22 protein-coding genes are annotated in these 22,410 nt (G+C 61.5%); 10 read left to right on the top strand and 12 right to left on the bottom strand.

Annotated features, from left to right (window positions below):
* Positions 1-42: 42 nt before the first annotated feature.
* Genes EWE75_RS15825 through EWE75_RS15815 form a run of 3 tightly spaced genes read right to left on the bottom strand, consistent with a single transcriptional unit; the run spans position 43 to position 3,171 of the window.
* Positions 43-1,074, bottom strand: coding sequence for an amidohydrolase family protein (locus EWE75_RS15825; protein ID WP_130159071.1), 1,032 nt, complete (start codon positions 1,072-1,074; stop codon positions 43-45).
* Entirely contained in the window at positions 1,071-1,616 is a 546-nt protein-coding gene (locus tag EWE75_RS15820; RefSeq protein WP_231708387.1) for a 3-hydroxyanthranilate 3,4-dioxygenase, read from the bottom strand. The genes EWE75_RS15825 and EWE75_RS15820 overlap by 4 nt, the downstream gene beginning before the upstream one ends.
* A 49-nt stretch (positions 1,617-1,665) precedes the next feature.
* Positions 1,666-3,171, bottom strand: coding sequence for a 2-hydroxymuconic semialdehyde dehydrogenase (locus tag EWE75_RS15815; protein ID WP_130159069.1), 1,506 nt, complete (start codon positions 3,169-3,171; stop codon positions 1,666-1,668).
* Positions 3,172-3,256: 85 nt separating this feature from the next.
* On the opposite strand from EWE75_RS15815, the gene EWE75_RS15810 reads away from it, so the two are divergent.
* Both EWE75_RS15810 and EWE75_RS26270 read left to right on the top strand, forming a co-directional pair.
* Positions 3,257-4,165 (top strand): LysR substrate-binding domain-containing protein, encoded by a 909-nt coding sequence (locus EWE75_RS15810; RefSeq protein WP_130159068.1) that lies wholly within the window; start codon positions 3,257-3,259, stop codon positions 4,163-4,165.
* A gap of 96 nt (positions 4,166-4,261) precedes the next feature.
* Positions 4,262-4,408, top strand: a complete 147-nt coding sequence (locus EWE75_RS26270; protein ID WP_427915790.1) for a phosphoenolpyruvate carboxykinase domain-containing protein — start codon at positions 4,262-4,264, stop codon at positions 4,406-4,408.
* Positions 4,409-4,423: 15 nt separating this feature from the next.
* Here EWE75_RS26270 and EWE75_RS15800 read toward each other — a convergent pair whose 3' ends face one another.
* From EWE75_RS15800 to EWE75_RS15785, 4 genes are all read right to left on the bottom strand, one after another.
* Positions 4,424-4,690, bottom strand: a complete 267-nt coding sequence (locus tag EWE75_RS15800; protein ID WP_231708386.1) for a hypothetical protein — start codon at positions 4,688-4,690, stop codon at positions 4,424-4,426.
* A 4-nt stretch (positions 4,691-4,694) separates the two neighbouring features.
* Entirely contained in the window at positions 4,695-5,327 is a 633-nt protein-coding gene (locus EWE75_RS25605) for a TrbI/VirB10 family protein (protein ID WP_231708385.1), read from the bottom strand.
* Between the two features lie 122 nt (positions 5,328-5,449).
* Positions 5,450-6,655, bottom strand: a complete 1,206-nt coding sequence (locus tag EWE75_RS15790) for an integrase (RefSeq protein WP_231708384.1) — start codon at positions 6,653-6,655, stop codon at positions 5,450-5,452.
* The gene (locus EWE75_RS15785; RefSeq protein WP_165388412.1) at positions 6,655-7,293 is read right to left on the bottom strand and encodes a hypothetical protein; all 639 of its coding nucleotides are present in this window, start codon (positions 7,291-7,293) and stop codon (positions 6,655-6,657) included. The genes EWE75_RS15790 and EWE75_RS15785 overlap by 1 nt, the downstream gene beginning before the upstream one ends.
* 107 nt (positions 7,294-7,400) lie before the next feature.
* On the opposite strand from EWE75_RS15785, the gene EWE75_RS15780 reads away from it, so the two are divergent.
* The 4 genes from EWE75_RS15780 to EWE75_RS15765 all read left to right on the top strand — a co-directional run bounded on the left by EWE75_RS15780 (position 7,401) and on the right by EWE75_RS15765 (position 10,069).
* Positions 7,401-9,056, top strand: coding sequence for a Mu transposase C-terminal domain-containing protein (locus tag EWE75_RS15780; protein ID WP_130159066.1), 1,656 nt, complete (start codon positions 7,401-7,403; stop codon positions 9,054-9,056).
* The gene (locus EWE75_RS15775; RefSeq protein ID WP_231708383.1) at positions 9,053-9,328 is read left to right on the top strand and encodes a TniB family NTP-binding protein; all 276 of its coding nucleotides are present in this window, start codon (positions 9,053-9,055) and stop codon (positions 9,326-9,328) included. The genes EWE75_RS15780 and EWE75_RS15775 overlap by 4 nt, the downstream gene beginning before the upstream one ends.
* Before the next feature lie 92 nt (positions 9,329-9,420).
* Positions 9,421-9,609: a hypothetical protein gene (locus EWE75_RS15770; RefSeq protein WP_130159065.1), complete on the top strand. Its 189-nt coding sequence runs from the start codon at positions 9,421-9,423 to the stop codon at positions 9,607-9,609.
* 67 nt (positions 9,610-9,676) lie between these two features.
* Positions 9,677-10,069 carry a hypothetical protein gene (locus tag EWE75_RS15765; RefSeq protein ID WP_130159064.1) on the top strand — a complete coding sequence of 131 codons (393 nt, stop codon included), beginning with the start codon at positions 9,677-9,679 and terminating at the stop codon, positions 10,067-10,069.
* Positions 10,070-10,191: 122 nt separating this feature from the next.
* Here the strand turns inward: EWE75_RS15765 and EWE75_RS25600 are convergent, their stop codons facing one another.
* Together EWE75_RS25600 and EWE75_RS15755 are read right to left on the bottom strand one after the other, a co-directional pair.
* Positions 10,192-10,866 (bottom strand): magnesium transporter CorA family protein, encoded by a 675-nt coding sequence (locus tag EWE75_RS25600; protein WP_231708382.1) that lies wholly within the window; start codon positions 10,864-10,866, stop codon positions 10,192-10,194.
* A 1,127-nt stretch (positions 10,867-11,993) separates the two neighbouring features.
* Complete coding sequence (locus EWE75_RS15755) at positions 11,994-12,590, bottom strand: recombinase family protein (RefSeq protein ID WP_130159063.1); 597 nt, start codon at positions 12,588-12,590, stop codon at positions 11,994-11,996.
* A 128-nt stretch (positions 12,591-12,718) separates the two neighbouring features.
* Between EWE75_RS15755 and EWE75_RS15750 the strand changes: the two genes are divergently transcribed.
* The 3 genes from EWE75_RS15750 to EWE75_RS15740 all read left to right on the top strand — a co-directional run bounded on the left by EWE75_RS15750 (position 12,719) and on the right by EWE75_RS15740 (position 17,500).
* Positions 12,719-15,670, top strand: a complete 2,952-nt coding sequence (locus EWE75_RS15750) for a Tn3 family transposase (protein ID WP_231708381.1) — start codon at positions 12,719-12,721, stop codon at positions 15,668-15,670.
* Between the two features lie 31 nt (positions 15,671-15,701).
* On the top strand, positions 15,702-16,388 hold the full coding sequence (locus tag EWE75_RS15745; protein ID WP_282432710.1) for a TniB family NTP-binding protein: 687 nt from the start codon (positions 15,702-15,704) through the stop codon (positions 16,386-16,388).
* Between the two features lie 308 nt (positions 16,389-16,696).
* The gene (locus tag EWE75_RS15740) at positions 16,697-17,500 is read left to right on the top strand and encodes a TniQ family protein (RefSeq protein WP_165388411.1); all 804 of its coding nucleotides are present in this window, start codon (positions 16,697-16,699) and stop codon (positions 17,498-17,500) included.
* Between the two features lie 84 nt (positions 17,501-17,584).
* On the opposite strand, the gene EWE75_RS15735 is transcribed toward EWE75_RS15740, so the two are convergent.
* Complete coding sequence (locus tag EWE75_RS15735; protein ID WP_130159061.1) at positions 17,585-18,475, bottom strand: recombinase family protein; 891 nt, start codon at positions 18,473-18,475, stop codon at positions 17,585-17,587.
* Between the two features lie 363 nt (positions 18,476-18,838).
* Between EWE75_RS15735 and EWE75_RS15730 the strand changes: the two genes are divergently transcribed.
* The gene (locus EWE75_RS15730) at positions 18,839-19,882 is read left to right on the top strand and encodes a hypothetical protein (RefSeq protein ID WP_231708379.1); all 1,044 of its coding nucleotides are present in this window, start codon (positions 18,839-18,841) and stop codon (positions 19,880-19,882) included.
* A 185-nt stretch (positions 19,883-20,067) separates the two neighbouring features.
* Here the strand turns inward: EWE75_RS15730 and EWE75_RS15725 are convergent, their stop codons facing one another.
* A complete protein-coding gene (locus tag EWE75_RS15725) occupies positions 20,068-21,081 on the bottom strand; it encodes a ParB/RepB/Spo0J family partition protein (RefSeq protein WP_130159060.1) in 1,014 nt (337 codons plus the stop codon).
* A gap of 115 nt (positions 21,082-21,196) precedes the next feature.
* Complete coding sequence (locus tag EWE75_RS15720; RefSeq protein ID WP_130159059.1) at positions 21,197-22,399, bottom strand: AAA family ATPase; 1,203 nt, start codon at positions 22,397-22,399, stop codon at positions 21,197-21,199.
* Positions 22,400-22,410 lie beyond the last annotated feature (11 nt).

The following is a 22,410-nucleotide window of genomic DNA, read 5'->3' as shown; positions in this document are numbered from 1 at the left end:
TCCCCGTGGAGGCGAGCCCGCATGGGGCTAGGCGCTTCGTCGTCATTCCGCTGCGTACGCGCGAGCGCCCGTGATCTCGGCTTCTTCGATCCCGAGAAAGGCGAGCGCATTGCTGCCCTGAATCGCAGCGCGCTCTTCATCCGAAAGCACGCTGGTCGTGCCGACGAGATGCCCCAGGCGTTGTTCACCAAGCGGGAACGGGTAATCGGTACCGAGTACGACCCTTTCCTTGCCCATCACGTCGACGAGCAAGCGGAGCGCCTTGTCGTCGAACACTGCGGAATCGCAATAGAAGCGGTCCACGTAATGCGATGGCGGATGCGGCGAGTCCTTCCGGACGATATCGCGATGATGCCAGGCGTTATCCGCTCGTCCGAGGAGATAGGCGAAGCTGCCGCCACCATGCGCAAAGCAGATGCGAAGCGACTTGGGCAGCCTCTCAAAGGCACCGGAGAGGATCAGTGACAGGATCGACAATTGGGTTTCGGCAGCCATCGCGACCAGCCATCCGAGCATGTAGCGGGGCATGCGCTCCGGCGCCATCATGTCCCAGGGGTGGACGAACACCGCAGCACCTTCATCAGCGCAGTGGTGGAGGAACGTCAGGAAGGCAGGATCATCAAGCTCGCGTTCGCCGAGATGGTTGCCGATCTGAACGCCCAGATGCCCGTTGCGCATCGCTCGGGAGACCGCCGCGCATGCCAGGTCAGTCTCTTGCAATGGCACTTGCGCCAATGCCTTGAGCCGGCCGTGCGAACGGGCAACCAGATCGAGCGCGGCGTCGTTGAAGATATCCGCGCAGTACAGCGCCTGATCGGCAGGTCGGTCGTAACCGAACAGCACCGGCGTGGCGCAAATGACCTGCAAATCGACGCCATCCCGATCGAGATCCTCGATCCGCTTGTCTGGATCCCAGCAGGCAGACGTAATTGGCCGGAACACCTTGTCGCCGAGCATCACCGTCGCGCGCTCGCCATCGATGTGCTTCATCCAAGGCCAGTTCGGTGTGCCGAATTTCTCGGCGAGGTCGGGCCACTGCTTGGGGAAGAAGTGGCTGTGGATGTCGATAATCACAGCGACGCCCACCCCGCCGGCGGTTCCTTACCCGGGTGAACCGAGCCGCAATTCTTGCAGGTCCGTCGTTCGGCATCGCTGTAGAACGCCTCGAACAAAGGCGGCAGGTCCTTCACGATGTCATTGAGCTGGATTTCCACGCGATCGACCTTGTGGCCGCAATCGAAGCAGAACCACTCAAATCCGTCGACCATGCCGGGCAGCCGACGCCCCTCGATAACCAGGCCCCAGGAATTCGGATCAGGCCGCTGGGGTGAATGCGGCACGTGCGGGGGAAGCAGGAACACCTCGCCCTCCCGAATTGGAATGTCCTTGATCTGGCCGTCGGCATGGACTTTCAGAAGCATGTCGCCCTTCATTTGATAGAAGAACTCTTCAGCCGGATCGTCATGGAAGTCGACGCGCTCATTGCCTCCGCCGAGCATCTGAAGGATCATGCCATCTTCATTTTCAAACAGCTTCCGGTTCGTCACCGGAGGCTTCATGAACGGGCGGTTCGTTTCAAGCCATTCGGCGAGATTGAACGGCGCTGGCGAATCCATGTCCATAATCCTTCTTGTCCATTTTGATGATTGCGTTCCGTCGCGCGGTTTAGATTTTCACGCAGATCGTCATCGGCTGGCAGTAAAAATCGAGAGAATGCCGGCCGCCTTCGCGGCCAAGGCCCGACAGCCGGACACCGCCGAACGGCGTCCGAAGATCGCGCTGAAACCACGTATTGACCCAAGTGATGCCGACTCTCATCCGGCGCGACACGCGGTGTGCACGTGACACATCGCGCGTCCAGACCGCGGCGGCCAAGCCATAGACGGTATCATTCGCGAGCCCGATTGCTTCCTCTTCCGTGTCGAAGGGCGCGATGTGCGTGATAGGTCCGAAGACCTCCTCTTGCAGGCAGCGTGCCGTCTGCGGCAGGCCCGTAATCACGGTCGGCTCGACCCACGAGCCGCCGTCGCGATCGTCGCCGAACTGCGGCGTTCCCCCGCCAACAACGACCGTCGCCCCCTCTTCAAGCGCCAGCCGGTAATAGCCAAGCACCTTTTCGCGATGCTCGTGCGAGATCAACGGCCCGAGCCCGGTTACGGCGTCGCTGCCCCCATAGACCATGCGCTCCGCGCGCGCTTTCATGCCGGCGACGAACTGCTCGAAAATGGGCCGCTCGACATAGACGCGCTCGGTGCAGAGGCAAACCTGACCGCAGTTGAGGAACGTGGATCGGGCAACCCCGTCCAAGGCCTTCTCAAGGTCGGCGTCGGCGAAAACGAGCGCTGCGTTCTTGCCGCCAAGTTCGAACGACACCGGCCGCACGCCTTCCGCCGCCGCGCGCATGATCGCCTGCCCCGTGCCCGTTTCGCCGGTGAAAGTGATCGCATCGATGCCGGGGTGGCGTGTCAAAAACTCGCCGGCCGCGCCCGCGCCATGGCCGTGGATCAGGTTGAACCCGCCCGCCGGCATGCCTGCCTCGGCGATGACCTCGCACAGCAAGGTCGCGCTCGACGGCGTCTCTTCCGAAGGTTTCACGACAACGGCATTGCCCAACGCAAGCGCCGGCGCAATCTTCCAGGTGAGCAGAAGAAACGGCAGGTTCCAGGGCGAGATGATCGCGACGACGCCGTGCGGTCGCGAGATCGTATAACTGAGCGCGCCTTCACCGTCCGGCGTCTCGGTTTCATAGACTTCGCCACTGGCGTCGGCGACCAGATCGGCGAAAAGCCTGAAGTTTGCGACGCCCCTCCGAATATCGAGAATCCGCGCCTGCTCCACGGGGCGGCCTGTGTCGCCCACCTCAGCCGCGACGAATTCTTCGAACCTGTTCTCGATACCGTCCGCGATGCGGTGAAGTAGCGCTTTGCGTTGCGAGGCAGAGAATCTGCCCCACTCGCCCGCCGCGGCGCGTCGGGCAGCCGCTACTGCGTCGTCGATGAGCGCCTTGTCCGCCTCGACAACATGCGCGACGCAGTGTCCATCCACCGGGCTGGTCTTGACGAACGTCGCACCACTCTCGCGCCACTGACCGCCCACCCAGCATCGACGCAGCGGCGTGTCGGATCCAGAATTGTCATCGGTCGGGCGGGCACTCGAAGAGGTCTTATCCATAGTAAAGGAAGGTAGCCGCGCAGTTTATATAGCAGAAGCCGCGTTTTTGCTATGTAGGTATTCCGTAAGCCGATATCAGGGTAGAATGACTCCACACCTCTCGCTCCGCCAACTCCAGCTCGCGGTGGCAATTGCGGAGCGCGGAAGCGTCCTCAAGGCCGCTGAGGCGATCAACGTCGCGCAGCCGACGGCGAGCAAGCTTCTGCGCGACATGGAGGCGGAGGTTCGTCAACCGCTGTTCCTGCGGTCGAACCGGGGCATGATTGCGACAGAGGCCGGTCGCGAACTCATCCGCCACGGAAAGGTCGTTCTGTCGCAACTCGACTATGCAGCGCAGGCGCTCAATGATCTCGCGACTGGCACCGGGGGCCGTGTCGCGATCGGAACGCTGCTGACGGCCTCGGCGTCGGTCCTTCCCAAAGCGCTTGCGCAGGTCCGACGCGAACGACGCAATGTCATTCTCAAGGTCGTTGAGGGAACGTTCGACCATCTGAGCGCGCTGCTTCGGTCAGGCGATCTCGATCTCGTCGTTGGGCGCTTGTCCCGCTCGACCGATCTCGCCGACATGGCAGAGGAACTGCTCTTCTCCGATACGGCTTGTATCGTCGCGCGCCAGGAGCACCCGCTTTTCTCCGGCCAGCCCGTGCAGCTTGACAGGCTCGTGTCGGAAGACTGGATCCTGCCCCCCTATGAGACCAACCTGCGCTATGATTTCGAGCTGCTGTTTCGCCAACGCGGATTGCAGCCTCCGGTGCCCAAGATCGAATCGGTTTCCTTCCTCACCAACCGCTGGCTTCAGCTGAACACCGACATGCTCAGCGTCTGGCCCCGGTCGGTCATTGACTCGGATAGCTCGGGTTTGGCACCATTGGCCACCGAGCCCACGCTCGAAACCGGCCAGGTAGGCGTTTACACGCGACGCAACGCGTTACTGAGTCCTGCTGCAGAAGCGATGATCGAGGCGCTACGCACCGCATCGTGCGAAGACGGCTAGCGAAGCAGACGGCGACACCTGCGGAGAATGCAATCGGCGAATTGCGGCGCGACCCGTGCGTTATGCTCCCGTTCTGCGGCTACGATATCATAGACTCTGCAACCACTGGATAAAGGTCGCCGCCGCCGCGACCTTCGACGCGAGGGCCCTGCCAAAAAAATCTTCCTGGTCAAATGGTTCCGTAAGGATTCCAACGGTAAGTTCATGTGGCCGGGGTTCGGCGACAATGCGCGCGGAAAATAGAGAGGGGGCGGCAGGTTAATGTCCTCGATCTAGTGCCCACCGCTCGTATCGATCGGACCTTTCGGCTTCGGTGCCAGCCAGCCCCGCGATCAGCTTCGCCAGCGTCATGAGAGCGGCGTTGTCCAACGCCGGCTCGTCATGCCACTCCCAGCCATTGCGTGTTTCAAGACCGATCAACCCGGGCTCGTTGATGACAAGCTCGGTCACATCGTCGCGCAGCAAATGCCGTCGGATCGGCTCAGCATTATGCTCGTAGATGAGCGACGTTGGACTGGAAGCCATCGGCTTAGCGCCTCAGCCCCACGTCATAGACCGATCGGAAATCGAAGTCCTTGGCGACGAAGATCGCAGCCATGTCGCCCTGATTCTTCTTCAGGATCGGCTTGATTCGCATCGTCGACTGCAAGACTGTCGATCCGGTGGTGCTGGGAACCTGTGTCGTGTTGCTGCCCTCACCGGCGAGCGAGCGGCTCGCGATCTGAGAGGCATCCTCCAGCACCGAGATGACCAGCCCGACGCCGAACCGCGCCCAGAACTGCGTATCGACGCCCCCCGGCAAACCAGCTCGACCGAGACTGTCCGCTGCGGGCGAGCCCAGATCGATTGCGACCCCGCGCGGGGTTAAGCGATTTGAATAGATCGGCCACCTTAGCGGTATATGGAAACCCAGCCCTCCGCCGCCACGCAGTTCCTGGGACCAATCAACCGCCGGGATCGCGGTGGCCAAGTAGGATGCGGCGAAACGCAAAGACGTCTCACCGCCGAACTCGGGCATCCAGAGGCCGGTCAGCGCTGCGGCATTGCAAACCTCGTCTCGACGCAGGCTAGCAAGGGCCCATACGTTGATCAGACCGTCGCGTTGCTTCGTCTGAGCGCGCGGCCCCTGAAGCGCTCGAAAAGCAATCTGAAGATCGTCCAAGGCGTAGAACTGCTTTGGCGCTCGAGGCGCAACATCCGGCAGCGCGTTAAAAGCCGATTGGAGTACCGCCGGTTCAAGGTGCACGGGCGACGGATCGACGGGGCCGGAGCGGCTACCCTCTCTCATCCGATCCTACCAATCAAGCGGCCGACGGCCCCGGCCTCTGCAGCAAGGTTTCGATTGTATGCGAGCGGCATCCGTGGGCTTTTCCAGCGAAGCGCATCCATGATCCCGGCGAGGTCTTCCCCACTCGTGAAAAGATCCTGGTTTAGCCCGATCCGCGTCGAGTGCGCGCTAATTCCCTTAAGCAGCCGCGCCACGTCCTCTGCGACCAGATCAGGAAGCGCCCCGAGATCGAACGCCCGCTGGATCATCGATCGGTAGATGGGACCGATCGATCCAGGGTGGAGAGGTGCCAAACCAATGTCGTACTCTACCCGGGCGGGAACGGCCGGCTTCGACAACGTCTTGCGCAGATCCCAGGTCTCCCGCCCCGAAATGCTGTCGATCGGTCGTCCTCTCACCGCCGCGCGCGCTTTGTATCGCCGCACCTGAACTCGCCGGAATAGCGGCCCTGCGGTGATCCCCGCCGCCAGCTGCCACGCCGCGATCGCGGTAACGGAACGCGGGCTTAGATACGCCGTGGCCCCCTCCCCTTCCTGATCGCCCTTGTGACGCAGGATTTGCAGCAGCCGCGCATCGGGGTCGATGGCTTCAATGATGTGCTCGACCGCGATCGCCACGAGCTCCGACGCGCGCAAACCCGTGTCATACGCTGTGGAGAGAAGCGCCCGGTCTCTCAGCCCCGGGAGATCGACCGGACAGCTCTCAAGCAGCGCGCGCAGATTGAGGCCTCTGGGAGCGTCGCGCTCGACATCGCGGACCGCTCCCTTGAACCGGAGCGGTCGGGCCTGCTTTTGTGCCGTGCCCTTCTCGCGCCGAACGGCGGCCAGGCGGAGCTTCACCAACGCTCCCTGCGTCGGATCCTTGAGATCTAACAGCTGATGGATCTTGGCGATGGAGGCCTTGTACCGCCCGAGCGAGGCGGGTCGGCTTCCCAGGCCAGTCCTTGCGTCCAGATAGTCTGCGACCATTTGCGGCGTTGCCGGAAGGGTGACGCGCCCGTTGCGCCGGCACCAACGGTCGAACGCTTCGATGTCACTGGCCAACGCCCGCACCGAATGCACCGACGAGGCTGCCTGATAAGCGGCGATCAGCTCGATGTTGATGGTCACCAGCGTCTCGCACCGGAGTTTGGTCACCTCCCACGCCAAGTCCTTGCCGGTACGCTCCGGTGAGCGAAGGGCGAGAGCAGCATCGCCCATCATCAGTATCGCGACCGTTCCGAAATCTGCTCGAAGCTATGAGCCTCAACGCCGTACACTGCCGCCAGACCATTGAACGCTTCAACCACGACCGCTTTCAGCGCCTCCGGCGTCGTCGCGATCAGCGTCGTGTCATATTCGTACGTGTCCTCTACAGCTTCATAGCCTTCATCGTCGAACTGGAGCGGGCCACCTGGCCAGAAGCTCCCGGAAAGGCCGTTGGCGCCGAGGCGAACGTGGATCTCTCTCAGGGATTTGTTGGCATAGCCCATCTCAAGCAGCACATTCGGATTGGCGCAGGCCTTACCGCTTTGCGAAAGCGCGATCGGGGTAACGTCTCCCACGAACACGGCCGCTTCGTCGATCTTGCGCAGGATGGTCGCGACGATGTCAGGCGTGCCGGCAACGCCCTGCGTATCGGAGGTAACGCTCGGCCGATCGGCTTCCTCAAGATCGGCCGCCAACTGCTTGACCGCCTCGTCGAGCGCGTATCGAACCAGATCCTTGGTAACACGCGGGTCAAGATCGCTCTGCCACGACCAGAATACTGTCTTTTCCACCCGCGCCCACACTCCCATCAGCCTCCTAGAGCTTATGTCAGTTTGCGAAAACCAGAGGACTGAAAACTGCAGCGATTTCAATGACCGTCATGACCTAATACCTCCGGACTGTCGCGCACGCATCGCGCTTTTGGTACAATACCCCAGGACCGGGCAATTCGAGTCTCCCGCACAATCGGGGATTGACCATGGCCGAGACGGGCACGGCCCTGACGAGGGCCGATTCTAATGCATGGAGCTTAGCTTGCAACCGCGAGCCGGTTATTCGTGCGCTCGCGGATCTCCCGGAAATCACCGGCGATGCAATCTCGAAGGCGAGCGTCGCGCTTGGCTTGAGCAGGTCGCGGATCTTCGCGTTGGTCGCTCAGTATCGAACGACGCCGGTGACAAGCGCGCTGCTCGACCGACCGGAGGGCTTCCCCAAGGGGCGCAGCCGGCTCGGCCAGGCGGTCGACGTGGTTATCAGCACGGAGATCGAACAATTCTTCCTGACCAGGCCCAAGCCGACACTCGCTCAGTTGGTCAGACGGATCTGGCATGCCTGTCACGAGAAGGGTCTGAGCCGCCCCACACGTCGGGCAATTGCCGCGCGGGTCGCAACCATCGAGCGAGATCGCCTGATCAAGGGTCGGGACGGCGCCAAGGCGGCGGCTGACCGATACCGGCCCGTGACGCGATCCTACACGGCGGAGAACCCGCTCGAGATCGTCCAGATGGACCACACGCTCGCCGACATCATCATCGTCGACGAACATTTCCGCCGGCCGCTCGGTCGGCCTACCCTTACGCTGCAGATCGACGTCGCGACCCGGGTGATCCCCGGCTTCTACATTTCTCTCGAAAGTCCCTCGGCCACGTCGGTCGGTATGGCCATTCGGCACGCCGTCCTGCCCAAAGCCAGCTGGCTGGAAGAACGGGGGGTAGACCTCGATTACCCTGTCTGCGGCATTCCCGGCGCACTGCATCTCGACAATGCGCGGGAATTCCATTCCCGCGCCCTCGAGCGCGGCTGCCAGCAGCACGGGATCGAACTCATCTATCGTCCGCTTCGCACGCCCCATTATGGCGGCCATATCGAGCGCCTGATCGGCACGACGGTCGGCGCCGTCCACCTCCTGCCAGGCACCACGTTCGCGAACATCAAAGCCAAGGGCGACTACGACGCGGAGGGGCAAGCATGCATGACCCTCGTCGAGTTCGAACGATGGTTCGCGCTGCAGGTCGGCATCTATCACGGTACAGTCCACCGGGAGCTCGGCGTCCCGCCTATCACCGCCTGGACAGACACATGTGATAATCGCGTTGCGCCTCCCAGACTGCCCGCTGATCCCGCCACGTTTCTCCTCGATTTTCTACCCTTCGAGATGCGGAAGGTCCGCCGGGAGGGCATAGAGCTGTTCCATGCCTTCTACTGGCACGGCGCACTCGCAGCCTTGGCCACGGGCTATGGCGGAAAGCTGCCCGTCAAATATAACCCCCTCAATCTCTCATCGATCTATCTGGAACTGCCCGATGGCGGCCATCTGACCGTGCCGCTTCGTGATCGGCGACGGCCCTCCATCACGAGATTTGAGCACGACCTGGCATTGAAGACGCTGCGTGAGCGCGGTCGTCGAGCAGTGGACGAGCAATCTCTGTTCGACATGGTTGGCGAACAGCGACGCATCGTCCTGGACGCCGTCGACAGGACCAAGGCCGCTCGCAAGTCCGCGCAGCGTGTCGCCTACGCCCTGAGCGCCGGAACTCCGGCTGCCATGGCGCCGGTTCGCCCAATGCTCCCGGCCCCTCCGGAGCGCGACGATACCGAACCCATCATTCCTCTTCAGATCGAGGAGCGACCATGACCGACGTCTACGACCACCTGTTTGCTGCATATCGCGAGCAAGCGGATTTGCCCGACGAGGCGCGAATAGACTGGTTGAGGCGTGACCGATGGGTTTCTCTGCCACAAGCCGAGGCTGCTCTTGGGAGGCTCGAGGATCTGCTGACCTACCCGCAGCGCGGCCGCATGCCCTGCCTACTCCTGTTCGGATCGACCGGCATGGGGAAAAGCGAGATACTGAACCGCTTCGCCGAGCTGGCCCCTGTGCATTATTCGGACACAGATTCACGGTAGCGCTTGGGCAGCGATTTCGGCAGGAAGTGCCCATTAATAGATATTTGCGCGATCGATTGCGCGACGCGCTCCAAACTGGGCATGATGGCGCTATGACCGACCAGCATTGGACCTACGACGAGTGGGCGATGAACACCGTCGAGAAGATCGTAACGTTGGGGCTTGCGTTGCCGGACGATCACCGTGCTGATTGGCTTCGTCTACAGATCGGGCTGGCGATCAATCACAGCCTGCGCCACGGTCGCTCCGGACGAGGTGATGACGATCCCGTCGTCGCGTAGCGGGAAGGTCCGCTCTCGCCCCAAAACTAGCCATTGACGCTGCGGAAGGCGAACGCATGATAGGTCAATGCATCGGACTCCACCGTATTTTCTGATCGGCATTATCGCTGTCTTCGTCGGGTTGCCCCTGTATTGGTGGGCGTTTCCACCACGCCTACCGATCGGGGCTGCCGATGGCACTTACGCCAATCCATGTTGCGAGCCGATCAAACTTCACAATGGGCAGATGACTTTCGGCCATAGCCAGACGATTAGCTACGTTGTCGAATACGACAAGGTCAGCCCATATGTTCTGCCGAGCGCCTATGTGGGAATATCAGGCGGCAAGGCCGTCCAAATCGAAAGATCAATTAGCCCGTCTTTTTTGCGGCTCGCCGACACAAGCCGCTCTGAGACCATTGAGCTTCCCAGCGATACCGCGATTTTTACCTTTAAACGGGTGAAAACAAACGGCAGATAACCACCAACTTTCGGCGTTCCGGCACTGGTGGTGGCTCGCGCCCACTTGTTGCCGTACGCTACCGTGTACTGGCTTCTCTGAAGCGGGCATTGGACCGCTGTAGGTATCGGGCAAACGTCGTATCAATTGTTAGTCTCTCTGCGTTTTACGCGCTGCTCGATCCACCAATCATTTTGCCAATCCTCATAGCCTAGCAACGAGCCTTGGAGCCGCTCGAGTTCGTCATCCCAGTCGCGCACCCGATTTTTGATATCTCGGATGTAGGCATCGATGCGCCGCTCCTCTCCCGGTAAGGCGAAGAGCACATCCCTAATTCCTTCCAGATCAGAACGATGCCGTTTTAGGTCGGGCAGCGGAGTTTCGATTATCCGGCGAATGATCTGACCTGACAAAACGAACCGTTCAAATGGCGCAAGATATTCGTCGAACCAATCAGACGGATAGCCATCGCTAAAAACAGCCAAAGGCTTCCGCCCTTCCAGCATAAGCGGGAGTTCAAAATTCGTATGAATCAGGTACGGGACTGCATCGGATTCCAGATCCGGTCGGCTGAGGCCGGTGTAGATCGTGGGGGGCACGATGGGCGGGTGGCAAAGCTGGCCAATCTGCCGAATTTCTTGCTCCGATAGTCCGTAGTAAGTGCGTTCCAAGTTAGGATCGTCATGACTATCGGGCGCCAGTACTGATCGCAGGCGACCCATATCGCAAATATTGATGCGCCATTCTACACAGACATTTTCTGTGACGCTATCAAAGCCTTGGAGGACGAAGAGGGTCGCCTCTTGTAAGCGAATCATTGTTTATTACAGAATTCTGGCATGTCTCTCCCCTCACTGAACATTGGCTATTTACCAAAGCGACAGCAAAAGACGACCGTCCGCTTGCCACCACTTTTCACCGTTCTCGACCTCTTCGCGATCGGTGACGGCTCCCGCTCCACCTCCTGCCGTTCCGAGCCCTTGCCGATGAGCCGCGAAGCGGGCAGACTCTTGGCATGTCAAATGAACCATTCGGCTATGGAAATCGGTGGTGGGATCGAGTCGAGCGAGGGCGGCGTATCGGGTCTGTAATTGCTGGTATTGGCATTATCGTGTGCTCGCTCATTGTTATCTTGAGATAGCAGCTTTCGCCCAGTAGCGGACCTTGCCTCATTGTGTCATCCTGCCGGTGATCGTTCGGTTTGAGAAGGAGCGCCACGTGACAGATATTACACTTGCTGTTGCTACGAGCTTGGCTGCCGTTTCAATGACGCTCGTCTTCTCCGAGAAGGCTACGGTCGAGGTTTTGCGGGCTTTTAGTTATGTCGCTATGATTGTCTTGGGTGCCCACGCTTTTGGCGTGACTATTACCGCGCCTATTCCACCTCTTGCGGGCGACACGCTAACTGCCATTGGGTGTGGCTGGTGCATTATAGCTACACTTTCAGTCTGTATTCGGGGCATGCGCCGCTCGTTGCATATAGCTCGACAAGCTTAAATCTCACCGGAAGCAGGCCGGCCTGTTCAGCATGAATAAGCGGGCTGCCAGCTTCCGCCCCATTCTAAGCGTCCCGACAATGACCGCTTCCCACCCAACTATCGCCGTTCGGGTGGTCGGAGAAAAACATCTGCCCCGCCGATCTGCCAAGCGTTTCCTCTGATCGTAACCTGACAATGGTAGCAAGCTGACCCGTTACCACTGTTGTACCACTCATGACGGCCGCCGACGGCTTCGCAGTCGCCACCCTTGGCAGCGAAGCCGCGATCAATCAGCCAAAAGGGCGAGCGCTGCCGCAACCATGTGCGCCGCCGATATGGCTCGCGGGACAGGATCGAGATGTCTTCCACGGAAGCGTTGTGCCCATCGTTGGCAATGTCCGCAATCCGCGTTCCGTGCCCGAAAGCTGGCATGCCGCTCACCACCAATTATCGCCTTTCACAAGCGCTTACGCCAACTTGGCTTGCATATCCTGCCGGTGGGCGGCGACGATGCGCGAAACGGTAGGTTCGCTGACGCCGTAAAGACGGGCCATTTCGGCGCCTGACTTACGTCCAGAGACAACGGACTCAGCGATCTCGCGGCGTTGCTTTTCAGCAAGCTTGCGTCGGCGTCCCCCAATCCTTCCCTCTGCACGGGCTTGGGCAAGGCCGGCGCTGGTGCGCTCGCGGATCATCGCGCGCTCGAACTCGGCAAAGCTGCCGACCATCTGCATCATCATCCGGCCTGCGGCCGTGGTGGTGTCGATTGCTTCGGTCAACGAGCGGAAGCCCGCCCCCGCCAGCTCGATCCGCTCCATGATGTGCAGCATGTCCTTCAGGCTGCGCGAAAGCCGGTCTAGCTTCCAGACGACGACCACGTCGCCGTCGCGCAGCTGCCCGATCATCTCGAGGAGTTTTGGCCGGTCCCACCGTCCGCCGCTGGCGGTCTCCTCGAATACCCGCTTACAGCCAGCCGCATCGAGCGCGCGGCGCTGGGCGGCGTTCGATTGGTCGTCACCCTTCGACACACGGGCATAGCCGATCAGATAGGGTTCGCGGGTCATCCGGTCTCTTTCACAAACGGCCGTATCCGGAGGCAGAAACAGCAGTGACGGGTTTCCGCCACCTTCGGCCTTTCACAATCCTCTTTCATTAAGCAGGCAAAAGGCAAGAGGTTTTTGGAGGATGAAACATGCCCGCACGCATTCCAATGACCGAGCGGCAGCGCGCCGCACTGCTGGCGCTGCCCGATACCGAAACGATGGTTGTGCGACATCATGGCCTCGACGCCGAAGACATGTCGGCGATTGGTATCGCACGCACTCCAGCGACCCGGCTGAGCTATGCCCTGCAACTCTGCTGTCTGCGCTATCCTGGACGACATCTGCGCGCCGGCGAGCTGTTGCCTGCGATCATGCTCGACCATATCGCCGACCAGGTTGGGGTTGATGCGGGCGTCATCGCCGACTTCGCGCGGCGTACACCGACCCGCTACGATCAGCTTGCCGCCATCAAAGCCCGGTTTGGTTTTACCGATCTGAGCCAGCCGGTTCGCACTTCGCTGACCGCGTGGCTTGCGACCGAAGCCATGCCCGTCGTTGACGGGCGCATTCTGCTCGACCGACTGCTGGGCGAACTACGCACCCGGCGCATAGTCATCCCCGGTATCAGCGTTGTGGAGCGGATGGCGGCCGAGGCGATGCTTCGGGCGGAAACCGATCTGATCGCCGCGATCGACGACGCACTCGATACAGAGATGCGACAACGTCTCGACACGCTGGTAGATGACAAGGTGCATGACCGACAAAGCCGCTTTTCCTGGCTGCGCGAACCGGAGCGTCGCGTCGCGTCTGCCTCGCTCGCCGAAATCCTCGAGAAGATCGCGCTGATCCGCTGGACCGGCATTTCCCGTGTTCCGATCGATCCCCGGCACGAACCACGCCTGACGCAATTCGCTCGCGAAGGTGTGCGCTATACCGCCCAGGCTTTCCAACAGATGCGCCCTGCCCGCAGGCGGGTTATCCTGCTTGCCACGCTGCGCGAGCTGGAGGCCACGCTTACCGACGCGGCGATCGCCATGTTCGGCGCCTTGATGGGACGGGCTCACCTTCGTGCTCGCAAACGCCTTGAACAGCGGGTCGCGGTCTCGGGACGCGAGGGACGCGACCGGCTGATGCGCATCGCCACTGTGCTGGAAACGGTCAGCCGGGCAGCACGCGCTGGCGAAGATATCGGCGCGGCCCTCAGGGATATCATGCCTCTCGAAATGCTCGATGCCGATGCGGCGATCATCCGTCGTACCGCTGCACCTCACAGGGATGATGTGCTGAGTGAGATTACAGCCGAGTACCGGACCTTCAAGCGGGTAGGACCACAGTTCCTGCAGGCGCTCGATTTCCACGGCCGGGCCGGCACCGCGACATTGCGCAATGCGATGACGGTCTTGGCGGATCTCGATGGCGACTGGCGCAAACCGCTTCCCGCCGACGTTCCGCTCGGTCATGTCGAGCGGCGCTGGCAACGCCATGTCGTGGTCGCAGGAAAGATCGACCGGACGCATTGGGAGATGGCGACTTACGGCGCGCTCGCCAATGCGCTGGCATCGGGTGATATCTGGGTGCCGACGTCGCGGATGCACCGGTCGCTGGACGTGTTGCTTGCGCCATCGCCAGGCGCATCGCTCCAACCGCCGTTCTCACTCGGCGATCCACATGCATGGCTCGATCAGCGCGCTGAGCAACTCGACAGCGCCTTGCGCGGCGTCGCCCGCAATCTGGACGGGCGTGATGCCGCCCTGTTCGCCGGGGAGAGATTACGCTTCCCCAAAGAGCAGAAGGATGATGACGCCGGGCAGGATGAAGGGCGGCACCTGACGCTCGCCTGTTACGGCATGCTGCCTGCTACCCGTATTACAGACGTGCTGTCGCAGGTCGAACGCTGGACCGGCTTCACCCGGCATTTCGGTCATGTTTCAACCGGATTGCCGCCTGCTGACGAGCGCGCCTTCCTCGCCACCATGATTGCCGAGGCGACCAATCTCGGGTTGTCGCGTATGGCCGAGGTATGCGGCGCAGGGTCACGCCGCGCGCTGCTGCGCATGCAGACATGGCACATGCGCGAGGAAACCTTTCGAGCAGCGCTCGCCTGTCTGACCGATGCCATCCACGCCGAACCAATCGCCGCATGGTTCGGGCAGGGGCACCGGGCGTCGGCAGATGGTCAGGCCTTTTACCTGGGCGGCCCGGGTGAAGCCGGCGGAGCGGTCAATGCGCATTATGGTCGCGACCCGGTGGTCAAGATCTACACCACCATCACCGATCGGTACGCGCCACTTCACCAGACTGTGATCGCTGGTACGGCAGGAGAGGCTATCCATGCGCTCGACGGCATTCTCGGCCATGATAGCAACGCTGATCTGACCGCGCTGCACGTCGATGGAGGCGGCGTTTCCGACATCGTGTTCGCGACGATGCACCTGCTCGGGCTCGATTTCGAGCCGCGCATCCCCCGCCTGTCGGATCGACGCCTCTACGCCTTCGAACCCCCGAAGCGCTATGGCAGGCTCGCGCCGCTATTCGGCCACAAGCTCAACCGGGACCTGATTGTCAGCCACTGGCCCGATATCGAACGTATCATCGGCGCGATGCGCGACCGCACCGTTACGCCCTCACTGATTTTGAAGAAGCTGTCTGCCTACCGCCAGCAGAACAGCCTCGCCGCGGCATTGCGCGAGGTCGGGCGGATCGAGCGGACGCTGTTCACGCTGCGCTGGTTCGAGGATCCGGCGCTGCGCCGCACCGTTACCGCCGAATTGAACAAGGGCGAGGCCCGCAACAGCCTGGCCCGGGCAGTCGCCTTTCATCGGCTCGGTCGATTCCGCGATCGTGGCCTGGAGAACCAGCAAACCCGTGCGGCTGCGCTCAACCTCGTCACCGCTGCAATCATTCTGTTCAACTGCCGGTATCTCGGTCGCGCCGTTGACGAAATGCACCGTCGCGGGACGCCTATCGATCCGGCTATGCTGTCCCGGCTCTCGCCGCTGGGCTGGGACCGCATCAATCTCACCGGCGATTACGTCTGGTCTGATCGCCTCGATCTCGACGCCAACGGCTTCATGCCGCTGCTCGTCAAACCGCTACCGTGAATCTGTGTCCGAATAATGCACAGGGGCCGAGCTGCACTCGCCCGCCTACGATCAACGCGCCGGCCTCACGACGATGGCGGTCGTCGTGGTGCAGATGCCGCCCCAACCAACCGAGGACGAATTCTACACCGAGCTCATGCTCGCGATGAACTATACCGAGTTCGAGCATATGTCGCTCCGGTCCCTGCGGTCGCTCTCGCGCCGGACACTGTCGGAGTTCGGCACGAAGGTCCTTGTCCTCGACGAAATCGACAAGATGCTGGCGGGCTCTCCCCGGCAACAACGGGTCTTTCTCAACACCATCCGTTTTCTGACCAACGACCTGCGGATTCCCATCGTGTGTGCGGGAACCGAGGATGCGCGCATCGCGGTATTGACCGATCCCAATCTAGCCGACCGCTTTGCAGCGTTCGAACTCGCGCCGTGGCGCAACGACCAGGCTTTTCGTCAGCTAATGGCGAGCTTCGCAGGTCTGCTGCCGCTTCGTCGTCCGTCGAACCTCGATGACAAGGAAGTCCGACAACGCGTCCTCGCTCTGACCGAAGGCGTGACGGGTCGCATCTTCCGTTTGATGGAGGCCGTGGCGATCGCCGCGATCCGGAATCGTCGGGAGATGATCGACGCCGGCAGCTTCGACGACGAGCAACTGCTGCTGCCACTGGTGTCGATGCAGGTGATCGCGAACACGAAACGAGCCTTGCGTCGACGGGCAGCATGAGGACGCACCGCGAGCCTTTGCCCGAGGAACTCCTTACCTCCTGGTTCGCGCGGCGGATCCGCGATCCCGCCGGAAGGAAGCTACCAGAGCCGAAGGCTGTTCGAGATCGCGCCGGGCGCTGGCGCCATCCCGATATCCTACCGGCACGAGGATGGCTGAGGTTCGCATCGCAGCACTTCGACGTCCCGGAAGTGCAATTGGCTAGTCACACCGTCACCAGACGATACGCTGCGTTGACGCCAGAACTCGTGGCTTGGTCATGTAGCCCGGCCGATATCGGAAACTCCCCATGGAGCCGACTGCCCAAGTTGAAGATCTGCTGGTGCAGCCGCTGCCTCGCCGACGATTTTGCCGCGGGCCGTCCCGCCCATATCCGTCAGGACTGGGTGATCGCAGCGATCGGGTTCTGTCACCATCATAGATGGCCGCTCGAAGACCGATGTAATGCTTGCGGGTCGTCTGTTTGGGCATTCCGAACACCGGCTCGTGGTGCGTTGCGTATGGTTTGTACTGCGTGTTGGCGGCCCCTCGAACGCAGCTTTCCGCCAGCCCTCGAAGCGAGCAATGCCATTCGACATTGCTGGGAGGCCGTCATCGCCTTCGAGCACCAGATCATGACGGCCTTGCGGGGGAAGACGCCGGATCAATTCTGCCTGAACTTCACGTCCGCCGAGCAGGTCCTGCGGGAGGTTCGCGACATATCCGGTCTTCTGATCTCCAGCGATCGGAGCGACTGGGCTCCGGTCAATGCGTTTCCGTGCGCTGCGATGATGCCTGGGCACCGCTTGCCCGAATTCCACTCTACGGACGCGCCGCATCCGCTGGCGTCGGCGCGCATTCCCCTGCGGCGATCTCTTCTCGCGGCGACCTGCGCGATCGTCATGGACGCGGGGAGTGATGTTGCGTTGTTGGACCCAGGGGTTGCCCCCGCCATCGAGACGTTCCTGTCCAGGGTCGAGGGCGCAGCGATCGATAGCTTTATCGCTGCGCCCGGTCGTTGGTCGCCCTCCTTGATCCAGCGGATAGCTGAAACCAGGCGGGCCACGCGGCGCTCCGCTAGCATCGCCCGGCTCAAGGGATGCATTTCTGCCATCGATCGCGCCTTTGCCTAGGTCCAAGCACGTCATCACGCGGCGATTGCCATCGCGGCGGCACGAGCGGCGCGAACGACGGCCATTCGGTGATCGGGCAGAATCCTAGTCCTCGAGCAGTTGTAGCTTCTTTGCATGGTCAACGACTCGGCGAACACCTTCCGGAGACCACACCAATCCGCCTCGTGGCGTAGGCTCCCGCACGTCTCGAGATAGCCAGGACGCGACATCACGTAGGGAGGTGCCCGGGTTCGTCCGTAGCCGATCCGCGACGATCCGGGCGACCCGCGTATCCTGCGGCAAACGCGGCGCGGAGTTGAGGATCGATGGGTCCGCGTAGCCAGCCTTGACGAGGTGCCGGCACGCCTTCGTGAGCGTGCGCTCGGTGAAAGACCGCACGGGCGGCGTGATCGCTTTGATTTGGCGCAGGACAATCGACCAGGGAAGATGGGGCCGAAGCCGCACCACCGTAGGTAGCCAGCGCTGGCGGTCATCGATCAGTTCGTTGAGATAGCGCTCCTTCAGGGTGTAACGGATATCGGCGATCGCCTCGGGGTCACGCGCCCGCATCTTAGGGTTCCCGGGCTTGGCGCCGCGCGCGACAGCAGCTTTGAGCCCCGCTCGGGTCCGCTCCCGTATCAGCGAGCGTTCGAATTCAGCAAAGGCGCCCAGCATCTGCGTCATCAGCATGCCTTGCGCGCTCGATGTGTCGATCGGATCGTGTATCGACCGGAAGTAGGCCCCCTTGGCTCGTAGCGCCTCCACGATCTCCAGCAGATGCGACAGCGATCGAGCAAGCCGGTCAATGCGGACAACAACGAGGGTGTCGCTCTGTCCCACTCTCTGAAGGGCACGCGCGAGGTTAGGTCGTTCGCGGCTTCCCCCGCTCGCCTTGTCCTCGATAATCACGGTGCACCCGGCCGCGCGGAGAGCTGCGGCTTGCCCGGCGGTGTCCTGTTCGTCCGTGGACACACGGGCGTAGCCAATCAGGGCCATCTGTCACATCTCATAGAACGGGGTCAAACGACCGGTTGCCCCCGTTCGATACCTCTTCCTGCGAGACGACGCCACCCGTGCCCACGTAGACCGGGCCGGTCACACGATCGTCGTAGGCCGCCACAAAAGGCCGAGAGACAGCAAAACTGGCTCGCCCGTGTCCGGGAGTGGCTCAGTCACGAAACGTCGCTCTAGCGGGCTTTCTGGCCGCTCCCGGGCGCCAGAGTCCTGTGGTTTGGTACCAACGTGACGGGTGAAATCGGCGGAAGGCCTGGAGTCCTGCGGTTTGGGGAAACCGACATCAGCGTATCTCACCTTATAGAAGGTCGTCAAATATGGACATGTGATAACTGCAATTATCGTATGTCCATAATTCAACGAGAATGGGCAGGGAAACTAACTGCTGACTTTGGTTTCCTCCTGTGGCAAGTTGCTGCGATGGATTCTGCCACGTCAGCCCACCTCTCCGAGACACTGCTGCTGCTCGGCCGGCTCGACGGGAGGCTTCAGCACTCGCCAGCTGCCGACATCTTTCTTGCCCGCGCCCGCTTGGCAGGCGCAGTAGCCCTCTCTGGGCTCGCAGGCGTCCCGATCAAGGTGCAGGACCTCCAGGACTGGATTTCAGGCCGTAGCCCCCCTCCCCGCGCGTCGGAGGGTCTCAACGACCCGATCTCGGTCGCGGCCGTCTTCCACTTCGCCATTTCAATCGACGAAGATAGCCGCGACCCGCTGATGCGCGCGACGCTGAATGTCCTGCGTACCGTGCTCGACGATCGAGCCGAGGCCGAGGCGTACGCTCAAGACGACCTGGCGCACTTCGGACTTTGCTGGCGCCGAGTCCGCGAGGCGGCCGATCAGCGATACCCCTCAGCGGGCCTTGAGGCGATTGCCGAACGGGTGTTCGAGCTCGCTGCGCTGACTGAGGCGGAAGCGGACGATGGAATCAAGGTGGTAACCGTCGACGGACGGAGCCTCAACCTCCCGCCCCGCGCCCGCGATCGCAATTGGGTCGTTGCGGCCGTGCTACCGCGCATGCTGCACCGGGCCGGCCTGACGACAAGGGTGATCCCATCGCTGATTCTTTTGCCCAAATTCCTGCCGTCGATGCCCGCGGAGCTTGTCGATGATATGGTGGTCATGCTCCGGAAGGCGGTCGATGATGCTCTCCGGGATCTCGACACCATCGAGCGGTCTGCGGCGGCTATCGAGATCGCATCCGTCGCAACCAAGCGGAGCAAGGCCCCAATCCTGGCGAGGTTAAAACTCGCCTACCCTGGGCTCAAGCCCGCTGCGGTGAGCCGCCTCCTTGGAGTGACGCCACAGGGCGCCCGTAAGCTTCTTGCGACATCCCCACCGACTGGTCAGCCGCGTCATAGCGCTCGTGCCGGGGCGGCTTCGAGCCGATGATGCTTACCGGGAATTCGTCGACGAAATTCGGCCAGAGCTGCACAAGGCCGTCGAAGCCACGATCGGCACCGCGATCATGACCCGGATGCGTCGGGCGCACGGCTCGCTGGGGAATCGCACCCAAGAGTCCGCACCGCTGACTTAGACCCATCTGCGTTCTGATCGGTAGTCTTACCCGTGAAGCCTCACGCCCAATGCTGATCCAACACTTGTCGGATTGCGGTCTCGGCCTCCTCCCTGGAAGCCCCTCCCCTTTTCAATAGCGTCAGCCGAATGCCCTTCTGATCGACGCCTTCAATCCGGAGGATCGCCTTGCCTCCGGCGCCCATTACCATTTCGGGCTTTCCTGACCTCTTGGGGGTACCTGACCTCTTGGGGGGGTCCGCGGCCAGTTTCAGCACTTTGATCACTTCGATTATCGGAATCACCTGCCCGTTCTCGCGCTGCAGCTCTGCCAGCCGCTTCGCTTCACGAAATGCTCGAGCCCTGCGGTCGTCAGGCTTCAGCAGAGCCTTCAGCTCGATGGCATTCCTTACGCCAAGCGCCTGCGGCTCAGGGAAAGCCACCATGAACTCCTCGGGCAGACGCGCCAGATCGAGATACCTTGTAAGCCAACTCTCTGAGACCTTGAGGCGTTCAGCCATCGTTCTCTGGCGACCGCCGTAATAGGCATCCAGTGCCCGCAGATAGTCCCGTGCCCGCTCCAGATCCGTCAGATCATCGCGCGCCCGGTTTTCGATATCGGCGATCCGGAAAGCCTCTTCGTCGCCCATTTCGCGAACGTCGATGAGGAACTTGTAGTCCGGATAATTGTGGCTGCGAAGCCACGAGATCGTCCAGTGCCGCCGAGCGCCACAGATAACCTCGAAATCGAAATCGGGATCGCCGACGATCCGTCGGACGATCGCCGGCATCTCCTGCCTGCCCTGCGCCTTGATGCTTTCGATCAGGTCCTCGCAGCGGGCCTCGTTGAGCAGCGCATATTCACGGTTATGACCGGCCCACATCCGACACCGAGCAGGGTCAACAAGCTCGTGCGTTCGCGTGACGACAGCGCCTGCCGCAAGATCAGCCAGCCGGTTTGTGCGGCCCGTCAAAACATTGGCTGCGATGCTCGGTCGACGCGGCGCTGGCGCGTCGTCTGTGAGGTCGATCCCAGCGGCGAGATCGGCTGCAAAACCGCTGTTCTTTCTGCTCATGCGAGCCTCCCTTCACTCGTCATTGCACGCGTGCAATTTTCTGGTTTTCCCGCGAAATTGCACGCGTGCAATTTTTCGGTTTTGGGCCAAATTGCGCAAGTGCAATTTCGGCACATCACGCCAGCGCTTCCTGGCGCAGGTCGGCTTGATGGCTTGGCCACATCGACCGGATATCGACCTCAATCTCACCGTTCACGCCGTCCAAATATGCGAGGCAGCGATTGCGAACCTGAGAGCTCGTAGCCGGGCCGTCAAGCTCGTAAACGGTCATCAAGCGTGCCGTAGCGTTGTCGATCTCAGCAGAGTCCTTTAGGGGTGTCCGCACCATCGCATGTCCGAACAGCGACCGCATGAGCTGCAGCAGTTCCTTCTGCATCGACTTGTTCTCATCGACCTTCGAGGCGACGAAGCGGAGGAATTGAAGCTCTGGCGCAAGGCCGCGGCTCGCAAGCTGCTCGATCGTCTCGTCAAGCATCGACAGGAAAGCCGCCGTTGAGGAGAAATCCATTACGGTTGGAGGGACCGGAACGACAAGCGCATTTGCCGCCCGGAGCACCGACAGGGAGATCGCGCCGAGTGCAGGTGGCGGGTCCATTACGATGACATCGAACCGGTCTGAAATGCTGTCGATCCCGGTCTTCAAACGATCGATCATGTTGAAGGTGCCCCGGGCCATCCTGGCTGCCAGTTCATATTCCGACTGAAACAGACGTAGGTTCGCAGGGATGATTTCAAGCCCATCGAAATGCGTCTTGCGAAGCGCGTAATCCAACGTTGTTCGCTCGTCCTCCCGGAGAAACGGATAAAGCGTATCGTCCTCTTCCAGATCGAGATCCGGCACGTAGCCGAAAAGCGTTGTCGCCGATGCTTGGCTATCGCAATCGACGAGCGCGACACGGTAGCCCTTGATCGCCAGATATTGCGCCAGATGGACGGCTATGGTCGACTTGCCTACGCCACCCTTGAAGTTCTGGACCGCAACGACGCAGCACGGGTCACTGGGCGCACGATAGGGGCGAGTTCCGAACACGCCCCGCATGTCGTTGAGCTGCGCTAGGGTATAGCGCTCTCGACGATTGTTGTCGCTGCGCGCAGGCTCAGGAAGGCGCCCATCCTTCTCCGCATCGCGAATCGCTGATGCTGTGCGACCAACCAACTCAGCCGCCTTTGTGATCGTGAATGTCGGCTCTCGCCGGTCATCCGAGCGAGCACTCCTCGCCGAGTCTCTTAGCTTTTCGAGGACCGACGATGTCCGGTTCGCAAGCGTAGCGACCGAGACAAGGCGATCGGCTTCCTCCAAATCAAGTCCGTTTGCCACATGCCCACCTT

This window comes from Sphingomonas populi (assembly GCF_004208535.1).
GTDB lineage: Bacteria > Pseudomonadota > Alphaproteobacteria > Sphingomonadales > Sphingomonadaceae > Sphingomonas > Sphingomonas populi.
The sequence above is the reverse complement of the archived record's forward strand: the minus strand, read 5'-3'. Positions and strand labels throughout refer to the sequence as shown.